Consider the following 14,921-nt stretch of genomic DNA (forward strand, 5'->3'; position numbering starts at 1 on the left):
AATGGGACTGACGATTAACGGCGACTTCACAGCCTCGCGCGTACTGGACATCAAACTGGATCACGTTCAGAAAGCGGCAATGACGTACCTGGGTCTGTACGGGCCTGACCGTGCATCGCTGCTGCTGAACCAGACGCCCGGCACGGTAGCATCAGCCGTTTCGCTCTATGAAGAGGCGGGCATTCAGTACGGCAAAAACTATTTCACCATGAACGCGGCCACGTCCGCTGGCGTGCAGGCGGCCGACCAGCCGAAGCTGCTGCCAGCAACCATCTTCACTGTGTTCAATGCTGACGCGCATACCGGCACGGCTGATGTGGTGAGGCAGGTCAGCGCCCTGTGGGGAACGAATCCCAGCACGGCGGCAAACCCCGGGCTGCTGGCGATCAGCCTGCTCAAGGCCAGCGATGCGAACTATGTAATCCTTCAGTGGGGAACCGGCACGGACATCCCGTTTAAAACCTGTGCTGTTAAGTTCGACTGGACGACAGCTACCGGGCCGATCATGGCAATCGGCAGCCGCGATGACACGGGCAAGATGCGCCTGGAAGTTCGCGCCGCTGGCGTCGCTTACAAAGCCGCTGCCGCTGTTACGCCGGTCGCAATTCCGTCATCTACCGCGTCCTGGCGGTTCTTTACCGGGCAGATTTCCGCGCGACCACTGAACGGCCTGAAAATCTTTGCGAATGCGTGCTGGTCAGTGACGATGACAGCAGAGGAAATGTCGGCGGAACTGGACGTAATGCAGATGAATCTGGCGGCGAGGCTGGTTTAATGGTCACAGTAGCAAAAGAGATTGGCGAGTGCATGATCACGCACGGCGATCGAGATTATTTTTTTCGGCCGTCATTTGCAAACATGATGCGCATTGGCGAACCGAATCAGATTGTTGAGGCCTTTCACCACCTACACAACGACGAATTCTCTGCGCTGATTAACCGGGCAGTTGTGGCATATGGCATCGTGCCGCAGTGGCTGATGCGCCACGTTGCGCGCCCGCAGTTCAGTAAGCAGGCCGTCTATTCCGCGATGAGTGTGCTCACTGCATGCTGTGACGACGACGTAGCGACGTTGATTGGTGAGCTGCGACCGGGAAAATCCGGCAAGTGGGCATTCGTTTACCGCAAAGGTGTAATGCCTGTCGGTGACATGATCCTGATAGCGCAGTCGCTCATTCAGCACGGCATTATTGGCAAAGCTAAAGTGCGCCAGCTTCAGCGCCATGAAAGCGGGCAGGCGACGACCGAATTTAACGCTTTCGAGTACATCAGCGCCGCCCGCAACCACTTCAGCATGAGCCGGGCAGAGGCTGAGCAGCTCACCATGACCGAGTTTCAGCAGTTACTCACAGCGAAATACCCGGATCAGAAGGGTTTCACGCGGGAAGAGTATGACGCTGTAGCAGATGACTACATGGCGAAGAAGGCGAGAAGGCTGGCTAAAGCCGCATGAATTCCGAAAGGATTACCGGTCGGATTGCCGTTATATTATCGTTGATAATATCGAACGGGTGTCCTAAACTGACGTTAACGTCAAGTACATATTTAAACAAATTACACGTTGCTATAGTTAAGGAGGAGCGAGTGATTCAGAATAATGAAGTTAAAGCTAGCGCTAAGCCGCGCACTACCATTCGTCGCTCTGCTGACCATAAGGCTCGTCTCAGCGCAGCATCAAAATTATTGGCTGAGAAAATGGAAGAGAAGCGACTTGTATGGGGTTCAAAATAAGCAGATCGCAAGCTTTAACTGAAGTCATCACCCAGTTCCCTGAGACCGAATTTACTGTTAATGAATTTGAAGAGTATAAGCGCATATGCATGGATTTTGGTGATATTCCTGCACCGCTGATCCATGTCCAGCTAAATCACCCGGCCCACATCGAAACTATAGGGAAAGATAAGTTGATGGAAGGGCCGCCAGAAGCGCGTGCCGAATGGCTTCATCATACTCATATTTGGCAGGAAGGCTGCTGCTGGGAGGATGCTGATGGACTCAAGGTCCAGTGGGCATCAACAAGTGACAGTTACGTTGTATATTCCTACTTCATCGATAGTGATAAAGAACATCATTTTTATTTGATCGATTTTTGTCGAGATAAGGCACACACTATCATCAAGGACAAAGGGCAGGTCGCAGATTGGACTAGGCAAGCCAAAGAATTCAGATGTCAAAATAGCGAACCTACTTAACGGTGGGTTTCTTGCTTCCCTTTCCATCAGTTTCGCTTTAGGATTTATCCCATCGTTTACTGATGGGGATAGGGATGTGAAAAAAATAATATTGATTGGCGCGACTGTTGTTCTTCTAAGCGGCTGTGCTGCGAAAGTTGATCCTGCTTTACAAGCTGAAGCAATGAAGCCGCTTGCTTGTCAGGATGAGAAACAATGTGATTTATATTGGAAGAGATCGCAATTTTGGCTGGCAAACAATTCTGCATGGAAGATCCAAACGGCCACTGATACGCTGATTTCAACTTACAATCCAACACCTAACAGTCCTTTGCTGGCATATCAGATCAGCAAGATGCCTAATGAGAACGGGTCATCACAAATATTCATAAAACCTTTCTGCGATAATATGTTTGGTTGCCAGCCCAACATTTATCAAGCCGTTGTCAGTTTCAAAAACTTCGTAAGAAATGGCTCTTGATATGCAAAAAATACTTCTGGCGCTATGCGCTTTGGGATTGTCTGGGTGCGCTGAGAAACCTTTCGAACCAACCAAAACAATTTATGAACCATCACTAATGACGAGAAGTGACGATGCAACCCACGTGCGTGTTCATAGGGTAAAGCAGATATCTGGTTCCGGATTGGGTGAAGGCTGTCCCTTAATTCTGAAAGTGGATAACAAAGAGGTGGCTGGCCTACAACAGAATCAATATGCAGATCTGTTTCTCCCTGGAGGGAAACATACTCTCTCAGTAAGGTTTAAATGTGCTCTGACTGAATGGAGAAAATCCATTGATTTGGAAGCAAATGGAAATTATCAAGAGTATGAAACAGAGCTTGGCGCTGCCGGTCAATATCGAATGTGGCAAACTAAATAACTATCAGGGTCGCTTAGGCGGCCTTTTTTTATGGAGATTAGAATGATGGAAGCAATTCCAGAAAGAATGACTACTATCGAGTTATCGGGCCCTTTAGCAAAAGCATTCGGTAAAAAACATCATCGCCTTGTCAGGACTAAGGCAGAAGCCATTCACGCCCTTTGCAAAACGATTGATAATTTCGAGCGATTTCTTAATAGCAGTAAGATACGCGGGTTGACGTATGCGGTCTTTGTGGGAAAGAAAAATGTTGGCTTAGATGATTTGGATTATCCCGCCACGGAGGAGGTGATAAAAATTGTTCCTGTGGTAATAGGCAGTAAGCGTGCCGGAGCATTGCAAACTATTCTGGGAGCCGTTTTGGTAGTTGTTGGTGTCGTGGTTGGGGTTGTAGGTGGATGGACTGGAGTAGGTGGCGCTGTGGCTGCCGGGATGATTAAAGTTGGAGCTGCGATGGCTCTCGGCGGGGTAATCCAGATGCTATCCCCTCAAACCGCAGGCCTCGCCAGCAAGCAGGACTCTGACAACCAGGCATCCTATGCTTTCGGCGGCGTAACGAATACTTCCGCTCAGGGCTACCCTGTTCCATTGCTTTATGGCAAGCGCCGAATCGGCGGGGCGATTATTTCAGCCGGCATTTATGTCGAAGATCAACAGTGAAAAAATTCATCCAATCATTTAGTCGCTAAGGCGGCTTTTTTTATGGGCGCAATATGGCAACTGCAACAGCAATTAAAGGTCGTAAAGGCGGCGGCTCATCCTCGCGCACGCCTGTTGAACAGCCGGACGATCTCCAGTCCATCGCCAAAGCCAAGCTGCTTATCGCATTAGGTGAAGGCGAGTTTGGCGGCGAACTGTCAGGGCAGACGATTTTTCTTGATGGCACTCCACTGCTGAATGCAGACGGCTCAAGCAACTTCAGCGGCGTCGCATGGGAATTTCGACCCGGCACGCAGGCACAAACATACATCCAGGGCTTGCCAGGCACAGAGAACGAGATAAGTGTTGGCACAGAAGTGAAAAGCTCGGTTGCGTGGACGCATACTTTTACTAATACCCAATTGTCAGCAATCCGGTTACGGCTTAAATGGGCGTCGTTGTTTCGTCAGGAAGATGACGGAGATCTGGTCGGAAACTCAGTTAGTTATGCCATCGATGTGCAGACGGATGGTGGGGCCTTCAAGACGGTTGTGAATACTGCCGTAACCGGCAAAACCACTTCTGGCTATGAGCGCAGCCACCGTATTGACCTGCCGCAGGCCGGAAGCACCTGGACAGTGCGACTACGTAAAATCACAACCGATGCTAACAGCGCCAAGACTGGCGATGCTATGAGCATCCAGAGCTATACCGAAGTCATTGATGCCAAGCTTCGTTATCCAAATACCGCTCTGTTATATATCGAATTTGACTCAAGCCAGTTTAATGGCTCAATCCCTCAGATCGCATGTGAGCCAAAGGGTCGCGTTATCCGCGTGCCGGATAATTATGATCCGAACGCGCGGACATATAGCGGGACATGGACGGGTTCCTTCAAGTGGGCATGGACGGATAATCCGGCCTGGGTTTTTTATGATCTCGTTGTGAGTGACCGTTTTGGCCTCGGCAACCGCCTTACAGCCGCTAATATTGATAAATGGGAGCTATACCGCGTCTCCCAGTACTGCGACCAGACCGTGCCGGATGGTAAAGGCGGCAGCGGAACTGAGCCTCGTTATAAATGCGATGTTTATGTGCAGAGCCGCAACGAGGCTTATACCGTTCTGAGGGATTTCGCTGCCATCTTCAGGGGAATGACCTACTGGGGCGGAAACCAGATCGTCTCTCTTGCCGATATGCCCCGTGATATTGATTACAGCTATACGCGTGCGAACGTCGTTGATGGCCTGTTCACTTACTCAAGCAGCACAACCAAAACTCGCTACACCACTGCGTTGGTGTCATGGTCTGACCCGGCTAATGCCTACTCTGATGCGATGGAACCCGTATTTGAGCAGGCTCTTGTCTCGCGGTACGGTTTCAATCAGCTTGAGCTCACGGCCATTGGCTGTACCCGTCAGTCAGAAGCAAACCGTAAAGGGCGATGGGGAATTCTGACCAATAATAAAGATCGGGTTGTGACTTTTGCGGTAGGTCTTGACGGTATGATCCCGCAGCCCGGATACATCATTGCCGTTGCTGATGAAATGCTCTCCGGTAAAGTGACTGGCGGTCGCATCAGCAAGGTCAGCGGCAGGTCGATAACGCTTGACCGTATTGCTGACGCTGTTGCAGGTGACAGGTTAATACTTAACCTGCCATCCGGTGCGTCACAGAGTCGAACCATCCAGTCGATCTCTGGAAAGGCTGTGACGGTGGCGACCGTCTACAGCGAAACGCCCCAGGCTGAGAGCGTGTGGGTGGTTGAGTCCAGTGAATTGTTTGTTCAGCAATATCGGGTTATCAGCGTTACTGACAATAACGACAATACATTTACTATTTCCGCCGCTTATCATGACCCGGACAAGTATGCACGCATCGACACCGGTGCGATTATTGACGAGCGTCCGATTAGTGTTATACCACCCGGAAGCCAGACTGCCCCCGACAATATTAAAATCGGCTCGTATTCTGTCGTTAATCAGGGAATCAGCATCCAGACAATGCGCGTCACATGGGATAAGGCCGACAATTCCATTGCGTACGAAGCTCAGTGGCGGAGGAACGACAGTAACTGGGTAAATATGCCTCGCAGCTCCACAACGTCCTTTGAAGTACCTGGTATTTATGCCGGGCGCTATCTTGTACGTGTACGTGCAATCAACGCAGCCGAGATATCCAGTAACTGGGGATATTCAGAAGAGGTTGTGCTGACCGGAAAAGAGGGGAATCCGCCGAAACCTGTAGGATTTTCAGCAACCGGAATTAACTGGGGGATGCAGCTTAACTGGGGATTCCCGGAAAACACGTCCGACACGCTAAAAACGGAAATTCAGTATACGCCGAATGCTGACCAGTCTGATCCGTTACTGTTATCAGACGTACCTTATCCGCAGGCCACCTATACGCAGCTTGGGCTCAAAGCGGGCCAGATCTTCTGGTATCGCGCGCAACTGGTGGACAAAACCGGAAACGAGTCCGGTTACACCGACTGGGTACGCGGCATGGCAAACGACCAGGCTTCGGACTATCTGGGCGATATAGCCGATCAGTTCCTCACCGCTGAAGATGGTAAGGCTTTACTAAGCCAGGTGCAGACCAACCCGGAAGCGCTTTTACAGACTATGCTGGCCGAATATGATTCCGTGAACCAGCAGTGGGCGCAGTACGGAGAAAACCGCGCAGGTGTGCTTCAGGCGCAGAAGGCTGTTGCCGATGCTGAGAAGTCACTGGCACAACTTGAAACTGACGTGGTAGCGCAGTTCGCCCAGCAGGAAGCAGCAATTCAGCAAAAGATGACAGCCTACGCTGATGCCAATGGCGGGTCTGCCATCTACACGCTGAAGGCGGGAATCAAATACGGCGGCACGAACTACGACGCCGGACTTTCGGTGGCGGTCACTATCAACGGGTCTCAGGTAGACACGCGTGTTGCGGTTAATGCTAACCAGTTTGTGGTGATGAGCGGTTCCGGGGATGTGCGGTACTCTCCATTCGCTGTTGTCGGTGGGCAGGTATTTATTAACAGTGGATTTATCCAGGACGCCTCGATAACAAACGGCAAGATCGGTAATTACATTCAGTCAAATAATTATGTGGCTGGCTCTGTGGGATGGCGGCTGGATAAAGGCGGCACGTTTGAAAACTATGGCTCAGATGGCGATGGTGCGATGAAACAGACCAACACAACAATAAGTGTAAGGGACTCCGCAGGAGTACTCAGGTTTCAGGCAGGAAAAATCACGGGGGTATTCTGATGGCGTGGGGAGTACAAACGTGGGATGCGGCAGGGAAGCCAAATAACTATGGGCTGGTTCCGGTATCATTACTCAGTCAAATTTCGCTTGATACTGCTCAGGTTAGTGGTTCCTGGTCATTCAATGTACCTGCCGGTTACCGGCTTGATTATATTCATATTCCAAAAATATTCGCCTATACCACAACGCGACGACTTATAACCGTCAACGGTTCGTCAATCACATTAAGTAGTGCCGAGCAGAGCAACTATGGTTTTGGTTCTGAGTTTGCTCACGCGGCGTTTCTTGTGGTTTTTCTCAGGAATGATTAATGGCTAATTATGGTGTTTATCTGACAACAACGGATGGTCGCCCCTTTATAACCCCTGATAGCATGCCGATGAATTTGCTGACAAAAGTGACAGCGTCAGGAAATGGTATGGCGTCGGCGACGATTAATATCGATTCAGGCGCTATTAACCTGCCATTCATTATCTCTGACGCACTGGCATATGCCTCATATTCCATGAGTGGTAACACAATGACGCTGACAGCGCATACAACAGATGATAATGGTGGCGCTGTGAATATGGAGGCCTATGTGTTTTCAGTCAAAGAGCCTGCACTTCCTAAATGGGGCGTGGCTATCTGGAATGCGCAGGGAAGATGCATTCTGACTAATGAGACCAGAGTGCTCAGGGACATAAAAACTATAGGAACAAAGGGTGGCACTGGTTCTGCCGGCACGAGCATTAACCAGACTATTGCGGGAAAGTGGGCCATACTCCCTGAAATTGCCGGTGTTATGTCCGGCGTTTTTCAGCAGCGCCCGATAAGTATCGTTCAGCCTTTCTTTTCAAGATATATCAACGGGAGTTCTCAAATAAGCTCAATAATGGCAAGTACGCCGCCCACGGGAACCCAGGGAACGCTAACCAGCACTCTCAACAGCGTTAAAGCCATTAATGCGGCTTTATATGATTAGCAAATTCGATCATTTCGATCGATTCAGCGATTTGATTGATTTTCCAGTGAGTTATCTAATGTGTTCATACCCAGTTAATGAGCGCAGCCATGAAATTTATCTTGATTTTGATGTCAGCAATCCTGTTGTCTGCATGTCAGAAATTGCCAGCACCAGCCTGTACGGGAACGGCCATCGTAGGTGGTCAGGAAACGTCTGTGAATATTTACGATATCCGTAAAATAGCGAATCAGACGGAATATAAAGCGGGGCCGCCATTTAACTGGCGGTGGGTGAGTAAAACAAACTTTACCCATACAACCTGCGATAAATAATTGATTTTAAAATAAACAGACCCGGCCACCGCGCCGGGTTTTTTAATGCCCGGAGATAATTATGCCAGCAGGTACTATTTCAGTAACCAATAATTCAGCCACTGTTTCCGGTACAGGAACGAGTTTTACCAGTGAATTAAAGCCTGGCGACTTCATCGGGATTATTGCGGGTGGCGCGCCTTATACGCTTGTAGTTGCGTCGATCGCATCAGATACGCAACTTACAATAGGCACGGCGTACACTGGTCCAACAACGAGTAATCTCGCCTGGTATGGAGTGCCAGCGACGCTGATGTTTGCTATCACACAGCAGACGCTCAATGATATGGCAGCTAACCTGCGTGGTATGAATACGCAAATGGTTAACTGGCAGAAAATCTACAGTGACGCTCAGTCGGTCACTGTTGAGCGGTCAGACAAAACAACGTTTACCGGGCCCAGCTGGGGATACATGGCCGCGCAGTATGCGAACAAGGTTGACAAGACATCTTTGGGAAACTCGGCCACACGTAATGTCGGAACAACAGCCGGGACTGTAGCCGCAGGGGACGATGCTCGCCTCAGCAGCATAAACGGCATGAGCGGGGGCGGAATAACCAGTAGTCTGGCTATTTTGAATAATGGAAACCTGACCATAGATACAGGCTCTGACTATCTGGCAAAAGCGCGGCTATCAATAAATTCTTCAGGTGCTTTGTTGCTGGATGGTAGCGGATCTCCCGCATTTGATGCCGGGTTCGGCTTCAGATGCAGGGCAGGTTCTGGCGGAGCCGCCTCTGGCAGCACATTCCTGTTCAACTGGACTGGATCAGTTCTTCAGGCATGGGTCAATAACAACAGCATAGGAAACGTAACAGTAGCAACCAATTCGGATATATTATTAAAAAAAGATGTGGCATATCGTGATGACTACGAAGAATCTCTTGCAGAAGTTATAAGGTGGCGTCCAGCAGTATTTAAATATAAAGCCCGAGGCTTTATTCCAGAAACGGAAGAACTTTTAGGCTTCATTGCAAACGATCTGATTAAAGTATCTCCTGAGTGTGTTAAAGGCGAGGGACTCAAAGAAGGGTATGATGACAAAAATCCGGAAGGAGCCTATTACCTCGATCAGGTTGCCATGATAACAAAATTGGCCGGTGCTGTTATGGCTATTAACGAGAAGTTGGAGCAGCGTGATGCCGCAATCACTGAATTACAGAGCCGCCTAAAGGCTTTTGATGGGCTCGACGCATAAATAAGCCCCGGCGACGGGGCAATGACACTTCCGCGCTTTTTCGACCACGCACGTGGGGAATACTTGGTCGCGAATGTACTGCTGCAAATAGTTCACGGTTTAACCCCTGACATCAAAAAAAGATATCCATCAGCAGATTTTGTTGGCAATAATAAGGTGATTTTTAGCATCAAAGGTAATGATTACAGGCTTATTATTGCCGTTGCATATCATTTTAAAGCAGTGTATGTGAAATTTATCGGAACTCACGCTGAAAATAATAAAATAGATGCTAATACGGTAGGTACATAATGAAATATCAAGTTAAACCGATTCGTACTGAAAGCGATTATCAGGAGGCGTTAGAGGCGGTTTCACCACTTTTTGATCAACAGCCTGACGTCGGCACACCTGAGGGTGATTTTCTCGAGGTAATGATTTTACTCATCGAACAATATGAGAACGCACATTACTCCATTGATGCGTCAACGCCCGTTGAGGCGATTAAATTTCGCATGGATCAGCAGGGGTTAACCGCAAAAGATTTGGAGCCTGCGATTGGTCGTGTGAATCGCGTCTATGAGATCCTGAATGGCAAGCGCAGCCTGACATTACCGATGATCAGAAAATTGCATCGCGATTTTGGTATTTCCGCAGAGTGCCTTATTGGCACATAAAACTGAAAAACTGATGGTTTTTACTCAAGTGCAGGCTGTAATGCTTTAGAAAAGTTATGTGCGGAAGATTAATTACAGATTTAATTTAATGTTTTCAACCTGACTGGTTTGATATGCCAGTATGGATGCACCTTTATATGACAGAAGCTCAGAACCTGTTAAAACTGAAAACGGTTTAACCGCATCTATGTTGGGAACACCGGCCGGAAGGTTCTGCATTCGCAATACAAGACGGTTTAACCCCCGCAGACGCGTGGAACACATTGCCGTGTACGCGCTCAATATACTCGCCGACGATTCAACCCCAAGCTTAGGGGATGCAGTTGACTTAAGTATAGCTCCCGCTTCCCACCAAAAAATAAATTCCCCTGCACTTCAACGCCATCGTCAGATCTGTACAAAAAGCCAGTTGCCTGCCCACAATGAATGCTACTACTGTGTTTACATACAGCAATAAGTGGAGGACAACTATTATGCAGTTCATCAGACCAGTCGAAATTCGTGCAGTACTTCATTTACCCATGTTTATTGAGCGTGTGCCATGTGGCTTCCCCAGTCCGGCACAGGATTATGTAGAGCAACGTCTCGATCTAAACGACCTGATGGTGAGCCATCCCAGCGCGACCTATTTCGTTCGTGTCAGTGGCGATTCAATGATTGAGGGCGGCATTAGTGATGGAGACATGCTGGTTATTGACAGCTCTCTGACCGCTGAGCACGGCGACATCGTTATTGCCTCAGTTGCCGGGGAGTTTACTGTTAAACGCCTTCAGCTTCATCCCGTCATTCAACTGGTGCCAATGAACAGCGCATACAGTCCCATAATTATTGGCAGTGAGGACGCGCTTGAGGTTTTTGGCGTGGTTACCTACACAATAAAATCCAATAAATAATGTTTGCCCTGGTAGATGTAAATTCGTTTTATGCGTCATGTGAAACGGTGTTCCGCCCGGATTTGCGTGGGCTGCCAGTTGTCGTTTTGTCAAATAATGACGGCTGCGTAATCGCACGCAGTGCCGAGGCAAAAAAATTAGACGTAAAAATGGGCGTGCCGTATTACCAGATGCGCGATTTAATCCGGCGCCATAGGGTACAGGTGTTCAGCAGCAACTACGCGCTGTACGCCGATATGAGCCTGAGAGTGATGACGGTTTTAGAGGAAATGGCACCAGCCGTTGAAATCTATTCGATTGATGAGGCATTCATGAACATCAGCGGCGTCAGCAACTGCATATCGCTGGATCAGTTTGGCCGCGACGTTCGCGCGCGCGTTCAGCGAGAAACGCATCTGACTGTTGGTGTCGGCATTGCTCAGACCAAAACGCTCGCCAAATTAGCCAACCACGCGGCAAAAAAATGGAGCAAAACAGGCGGTGTGCTCGATCTGTCAAATCCGGAACGTCAGCGCAAACTCATGGAGTTGGTGCCGGTTGAGGATGTGTGGGGCGTTGGGCGGCGCATCAGCAAAAAATTAAACCTGATGGGTGTTAAAACCGCGCTCCATTTATCTGAATGCTCGACATGGTTTATTCGCAAAAATTTTAACGTTGTACTGGAGCGCACGGTGCGGGAGCTGCGCGGTGAGCCATGCCTTGAACTGGAAGAGTTTGCGCCCACCAAGCAGCAGATTGTCTGTAGTCGTTCATTCGGACACCGCATCACCGATTTTAACGACATGCGTCAGGCGATCTGCACCTACGCAGAGCGCGCAGGTGAGAAACTACGGGGTGAGAAACAGTATTGCAGGCAGATATCCGTTTTCGTGAAAACTAACCCGCACGCTGTTGACGAGCCGTATTACGGTAATCAAATCACAGGCAAATTGTTAACGCCCTCCAATGACACGCGTGACATCATCCGCATGGCAATGGACTGCCTGGATCGCATCTGGATAGACGGCCACCGCTATATGAAGGCGGGCGTGATGCTCGGCGACTTTTTCAGCCAGGGCGTGGCGCAACTTAATCTTTTTGACGAAAACCAGCCGCAAAAAAATAGCGAAACGCTGATGCGGCTCATTGATGGCATTAACCAGAGCGGCAGGGGGCAGTTATGGTTCGCAGGGCAGGGTATTCAAAAATCATGGGCAATGAAACGGGAAATGCTGTCGCCGGCGTACACGACGCGTTACAGCGACCTTCCTGTGGTCAGGTGACATTTATTCATCATCCTTTAAATAAAATCATCCAGACTGGGGATGATTGCTTTCTCACAGAGCTGCACGGAGAACTGTGCATTGTCGATCGCACTATCCGGCCTGTCGATGGCTCCCGTGTTTTATTGGACATGTATGGAATCAATGACTGGGGTCGGGTGATATTACGACCTGAAAGGATCATTACAGATGATGGCCTTCTTCTTGAGGGCGACCTGCTCGACGGGGTGATCATTATTGGTGTCGTGACGCTGATGATTCAGAAAATGTGGGATGATGAGCGGCCAATAATTTGATGTGTCGTAATTGTGTCGTTAATTTTCGCATGCTAAAGCCAATGAATGGCAGTCAACGACGATTAACGACACAAATCCAGTTGCGAGCATGGATTCAGGCTTTAATTTCAATTAGTTATGAGGTGATCTACTATCTTCTAAGCCGTAGGTCACAGGTTCGAATCCTGTAGGGCGTACCATTAAATATCAACGATTTACGCAAGCTTCAACCCCACCTGATTTTCTCTATGTGTCGTATTTGTGTCGCTCTCTCCCAAAAGCGAGTCAATTTTACGCGCATGTTCCGTCAGATGGTTCGGCGCAAGATGCGCATAACGGCGCACCATTTCAATACTCTCCCATTCGCCTATTTCCTGAAGGGCCGAAAGTGGAACTCCGGACTGAATGAGCCAGCTCGCTCACGGGGAGCGGGTCACTCCAGGAACGAGCAATAAAAAAAGGCCAGATATTATCCTGGCCTTTATTGAAATGCGTGTTATCAATTATTCATTTTTCTAAACCAGGATCACATTGGCGCATTAATAAAGCTGGCGGCTGCAAATTCCGGTGCGCTTTCCTTGGCTATTCTCTCAGCTTCGTTAGTAATCCGACTCTCAAAAACTTCGTTCTTATCAACGATGAAATTTTCATTTTTAATCATAAGAGTATACATTGGCATGTTTTCAGATCTGTAATTCATGTATGTTTTTACAGTTAATTCAAATGGCACCTTACCAGACAAACTCTCTGGTTTTAATGCTTTCTCACCAGTGAGGCCCTGACTCTCGTTGACTTCTCTGGCAATTTTGAACAAGGCGTCATGAAGTTCTTTCGAGAAGTTATTAGGGTCAACGTTTGTTAAATCTAATGCTGCTGCTGACTTTTCTGAGGCATCATGTAGAGTAATGTTCATTCCTCGACTTTCACTGTATACCTTGCCTAAATTCACATGACCTACCGTGGTTGTCAGGATGTTTTCTTTGGGTTGAACCTTCTCTTTTTGTAAAATAAGGCCACTTTTTACCATCGCTGAGAAAAATATCGCCACCCCCAAGATGACAGATGCAGATACTAATGAAGTTCCTATGCTTTTACTATTCATGATTCCAGCCCGCGTTTTTATGGTATTAGATTGCTCAATTCTACTAAGCAACGCCAGCGTTAAATCAATGAACAGGCCTAATTAAATTGCTCTATTAATGCTTTTATTAAGAAATTTAGGGTTGGTTCTACTTATCAGCCGGTGGTATATAATCACTCGAGCCATGCCGATGCTTACTGTCATAAAACATTTCGACGTAATCAAAAATATCGCTCAGGGTTTCTTCCCGCGTTCTGTAGAACTTTTTTTATCCGTTCACGCTTCAGTAGCTGGAAAAAGCTTTCTGCAACTGCGTTGTCGTGACAGTTACCACGACGGCTCATACTGCCCTCCAGGCCGTGTGATTTCAGGAACGACTGCCACTCATGGCTTGTGTACTGACTACCTTGGTCAGAATGAACCAGCACCTGTTTTTGGGGATTACGTCGTCACACGGCCATCAACAGCGCATTCAGAACAATATCTTTTGTCATCCGGAGTTGCATTGACCAGCCAATAACTTTGCACGAGAACAGGTCAACAACTACGGCCAGATACAGCCAGCCTTCGTGGGTTCGGATGTAAGTTATGTACGTTACCCAACGTTCATCCGGTGCTTCCGGGTTGAACTGACGCTGGAGTCTATTGGGTGCCACGATACTGGCTTCACCTTTATGCGCTCGTGGGCTTCGATACCCGACCTGAGCCTTTATCCCGGCACACTTCATCAGCCGCCAGACCCGGTTAATCCCACATTGTTGCCCGCTATCTTTCAGGTCGAGATGGATCTTGCGATAACCATAAACGCAACCGGACTCCAGCCAGAACTGTTTGATTTGTCCTGTCAGCCTGAGAGCCGCCTGATGCTATGGTGAATGCGGCTGCTGAAGCCAGGCGTAAAAACCACTCGGATGAACATGCAGCACCCGGCAGAGCAGACGAACAGACCAACAACAGGAGTTGTCACGGATAAAGGCATACCTCAGTCGGACAGCTTTGCGAAGTACGCCGCGGCTTTTTTTAATATGTCCCGTTCGTCAGTAACCCGCTTCAGCTCCTTCTGGAGTCGGCGGATCTCGGCCTGAGCATCTGACTGCTCTTTGTTGGTGGAAGAGTCCGGCCCGTACTTCTTTATCCAGGCATAAAGACTGTGGGTAGTGATATCGAGACGTGTTGCAACACTGGAAACAGAATGGCCACGATCAACAACCTGTTTGACAGCTTCAATTTTAAACTCTTCAGGATAACGCTTACTGCTCATATGCACCTCTCTTTAAGCCATTTTAAATGAC

17 protein-coding genes and 2 pseudogenes are annotated in these 14,921 nt (G+C 48.7%); 16 read left to right on the forward strand and 3 right to left on the reverse strand.

Annotated elements, in window-relative coordinates; translation table 11 throughout:
- Position 1 precedes the first annotated feature (1 nt).
- The 16 genes from FA91_RS04755 (at position 2) to FA91_RS04830 (ending at position 12,569) form a co-directional block, all read left to right on the forward strand.
- A complete protein-coding gene (locus FA91_RS04755; RefSeq protein ID WP_034913049.1) occupies positions 2 to 775 on the forward strand; it encodes a hypothetical protein in 774 nt (257 codons plus the stop codon).
- On the forward strand, positions 775 to 1,452 hold the full coding sequence (locus FA91_RS04760; RefSeq protein ID WP_034913052.1) for a DUF6246 family protein: 678 nt from the start codon (positions 775 to 777) through the stop codon (positions 1,450 to 1,452). The genes FA91_RS04755 and FA91_RS04760 overlap by 1 nt, the downstream gene beginning before the upstream one ends.
- 262 nt (positions 1,453 to 1,714) lie before the next feature.
- Complete coding sequence (locus tag FA91_RS04765) at positions 1,715 to 2,191, forward strand: type II toxin-antitoxin system YafO family toxin (protein ID WP_034913054.1); 477 nt, start codon at positions 1,715 to 1,717, stop codon at positions 2,189 to 2,191.
- Positions 2,192 to 2,267: 76 nt separating this feature from the next.
- Positions 2,268 to 2,651, forward strand: coding sequence for a hypothetical protein (locus FA91_RS04770; protein ID WP_034913057.1), 384 nt, complete (start codon positions 2,268 to 2,270; stop codon positions 2,649 to 2,651).
- Between the two features lies 1 nt (position 2,652).
- Positions 2,653 to 3,051 (forward strand): hypothetical protein, encoded by a 399-nt coding sequence (locus FA91_RS04775; RefSeq protein ID WP_034913060.1) that lies wholly within the window; start codon positions 2,653 to 2,655, stop codon positions 3,049 to 3,051.
- Positions 3,052 to 3,105: 54 nt separating this feature from the next.
- The gene (locus FA91_RS04780; RefSeq protein WP_034918956.1) at positions 3,106 to 3,711 is read left to right on the forward strand and encodes a tail assembly protein; all 606 of its coding nucleotides are present in this window, start codon (positions 3,106 to 3,108) and stop codon (positions 3,709 to 3,711) included.
- Between the two features lie 53 nt (positions 3,712 to 3,764).
- Complete coding sequence (locus FA91_RS04785; RefSeq protein WP_034913064.1) at positions 3,765 to 6,947, forward strand: host specificity protein J; 3,183 nt, start codon at positions 3,765 to 3,767, stop codon at positions 6,945 to 6,947.
- The gene (locus FA91_RS04790; RefSeq protein WP_034913067.1) at positions 6,947 to 7,258 is read left to right on the forward strand and encodes a hypothetical protein; all 312 of its coding nucleotides are present in this window, start codon (positions 6,947 to 6,949) and stop codon (positions 7,256 to 7,258) included. Before FA91_RS04785 ends, FA91_RS04790 begins: the two co-directional genes overlap by 1 nt.
- A complete protein-coding gene (locus FA91_RS04795; RefSeq protein WP_034913070.1) occupies positions 7,258 to 7,911 on the forward strand; it encodes a hypothetical protein in 654 nt (217 codons plus the stop codon). Before FA91_RS04790 ends, FA91_RS04795 begins: the two co-directional genes overlap by 1 nt.
- Before the next feature lie 89 nt (positions 7,912 to 8,000).
- On the forward strand, positions 8,001 to 8,225 hold the full coding sequence (locus tag FA91_RS04800) for a hypothetical protein (RefSeq protein WP_034913073.1): 225 nt from the start codon (positions 8,001 to 8,003) through the stop codon (positions 8,223 to 8,225).
- 61 nt (positions 8,226 to 8,286) lie between these two features.
- Complete coding sequence (locus FA91_RS20040; RefSeq protein WP_051937015.1) at positions 8,287 to 9,462, forward strand: tail fiber domain-containing protein; 1,176 nt, start codon at positions 8,287 to 8,289, stop codon at positions 9,460 to 9,462.
- A 21-nt stretch (positions 9,463 to 9,483) separates the two neighbouring features.
- Positions 9,484 to 9,753: a type II toxin-antitoxin system HigB family toxin gene (locus tag FA91_RS04810; protein WP_034913076.1), complete on the forward strand. Its 270-nt coding sequence runs from the start codon at positions 9,484 to 9,486 to the stop codon at positions 9,751 to 9,753.
- Positions 9,753 to 10,118 carry a helix-turn-helix domain-containing protein gene (locus FA91_RS04815; RefSeq protein ID WP_034913078.1) on the forward strand — a complete coding sequence of 122 codons (366 nt, stop codon included), beginning with the start codon at positions 9,753 to 9,755 and terminating at the stop codon, positions 10,116 to 10,118. The genes FA91_RS04810 and FA91_RS04815 overlap by 1 nt, the downstream gene beginning before the upstream one ends.
- A 473-nt stretch (positions 10,119 to 10,591) precedes the next feature.
- Positions 10,592 to 11,011, forward strand: a complete 420-nt coding sequence (locus FA91_RS04820) for a translesion error-prone DNA polymerase V autoproteolytic subunit (RefSeq protein WP_034913081.1) — start codon at positions 10,592 to 10,594, stop codon at positions 11,009 to 11,011.
- Positions 11,011 to 12,273, forward strand: coding sequence for a translesion error-prone DNA polymerase V subunit UmuC (gene umuC, locus FA91_RS04825; RefSeq protein WP_034913083.1), 1,263 nt, complete (start codon positions 11,011 to 11,013; stop codon positions 12,271 to 12,273). The genes FA91_RS04820 and umuC overlap by 1 nt, the downstream gene beginning before the upstream one ends.
- Positions 12,270 to 12,569: a hypothetical protein gene (locus FA91_RS04830; protein ID WP_051937017.1), complete on the forward strand. Its 300-nt coding sequence runs from the start codon at positions 12,270 to 12,272 to the stop codon at positions 12,567 to 12,569. The genes umuC and FA91_RS04830 overlap by 4 nt, the downstream gene beginning before the upstream one ends.
- Positions 12,570 to 12,763: 194 nt before the next feature.
- Here the strand turns inward: FA91_RS04830 and FA91_RS20355 are convergent.
- The 3 genes and pseudogenes from FA91_RS20355 to FA91_RS20760 form a co-directional block, all read right to left on the reverse strand.
- A pseudogene (locus tag FA91_RS20355) lies at positions 12,764 to 12,967 on the reverse strand (tyrosine-type recombinase/integrase); the annotation flags it as partial.
- Positions 12,968 to 13,074: 107 nt separating this feature from the next.
- Positions 13,075 to 13,650 (reverse strand): hypothetical protein, encoded by a 576-nt coding sequence (locus tag FA91_RS04840; protein WP_034913085.1) that lies wholly within the window; start codon positions 13,648 to 13,650, stop codon positions 13,075 to 13,077.
- A 127-nt stretch (positions 13,651 to 13,777) separates the two neighbouring features.
- Positions 13,778 to 14,890 (reverse strand): annotated as a pseudogene (locus FA91_RS20760) (IS3 family transposase).
- Positions 14,891 to 14,921: the final 31 nt, after the last annotated feature.

Origin of the sequence: Erwinia sp. 9145, from assembly GCF_000745075.1 — a bacterium.
GTDB classification, from domain to species: domain Bacteria; phylum Pseudomonadota; class Gammaproteobacteria; order Enterobacterales; family Enterobacteriaceae; genus Erwinia; species Erwinia oleae.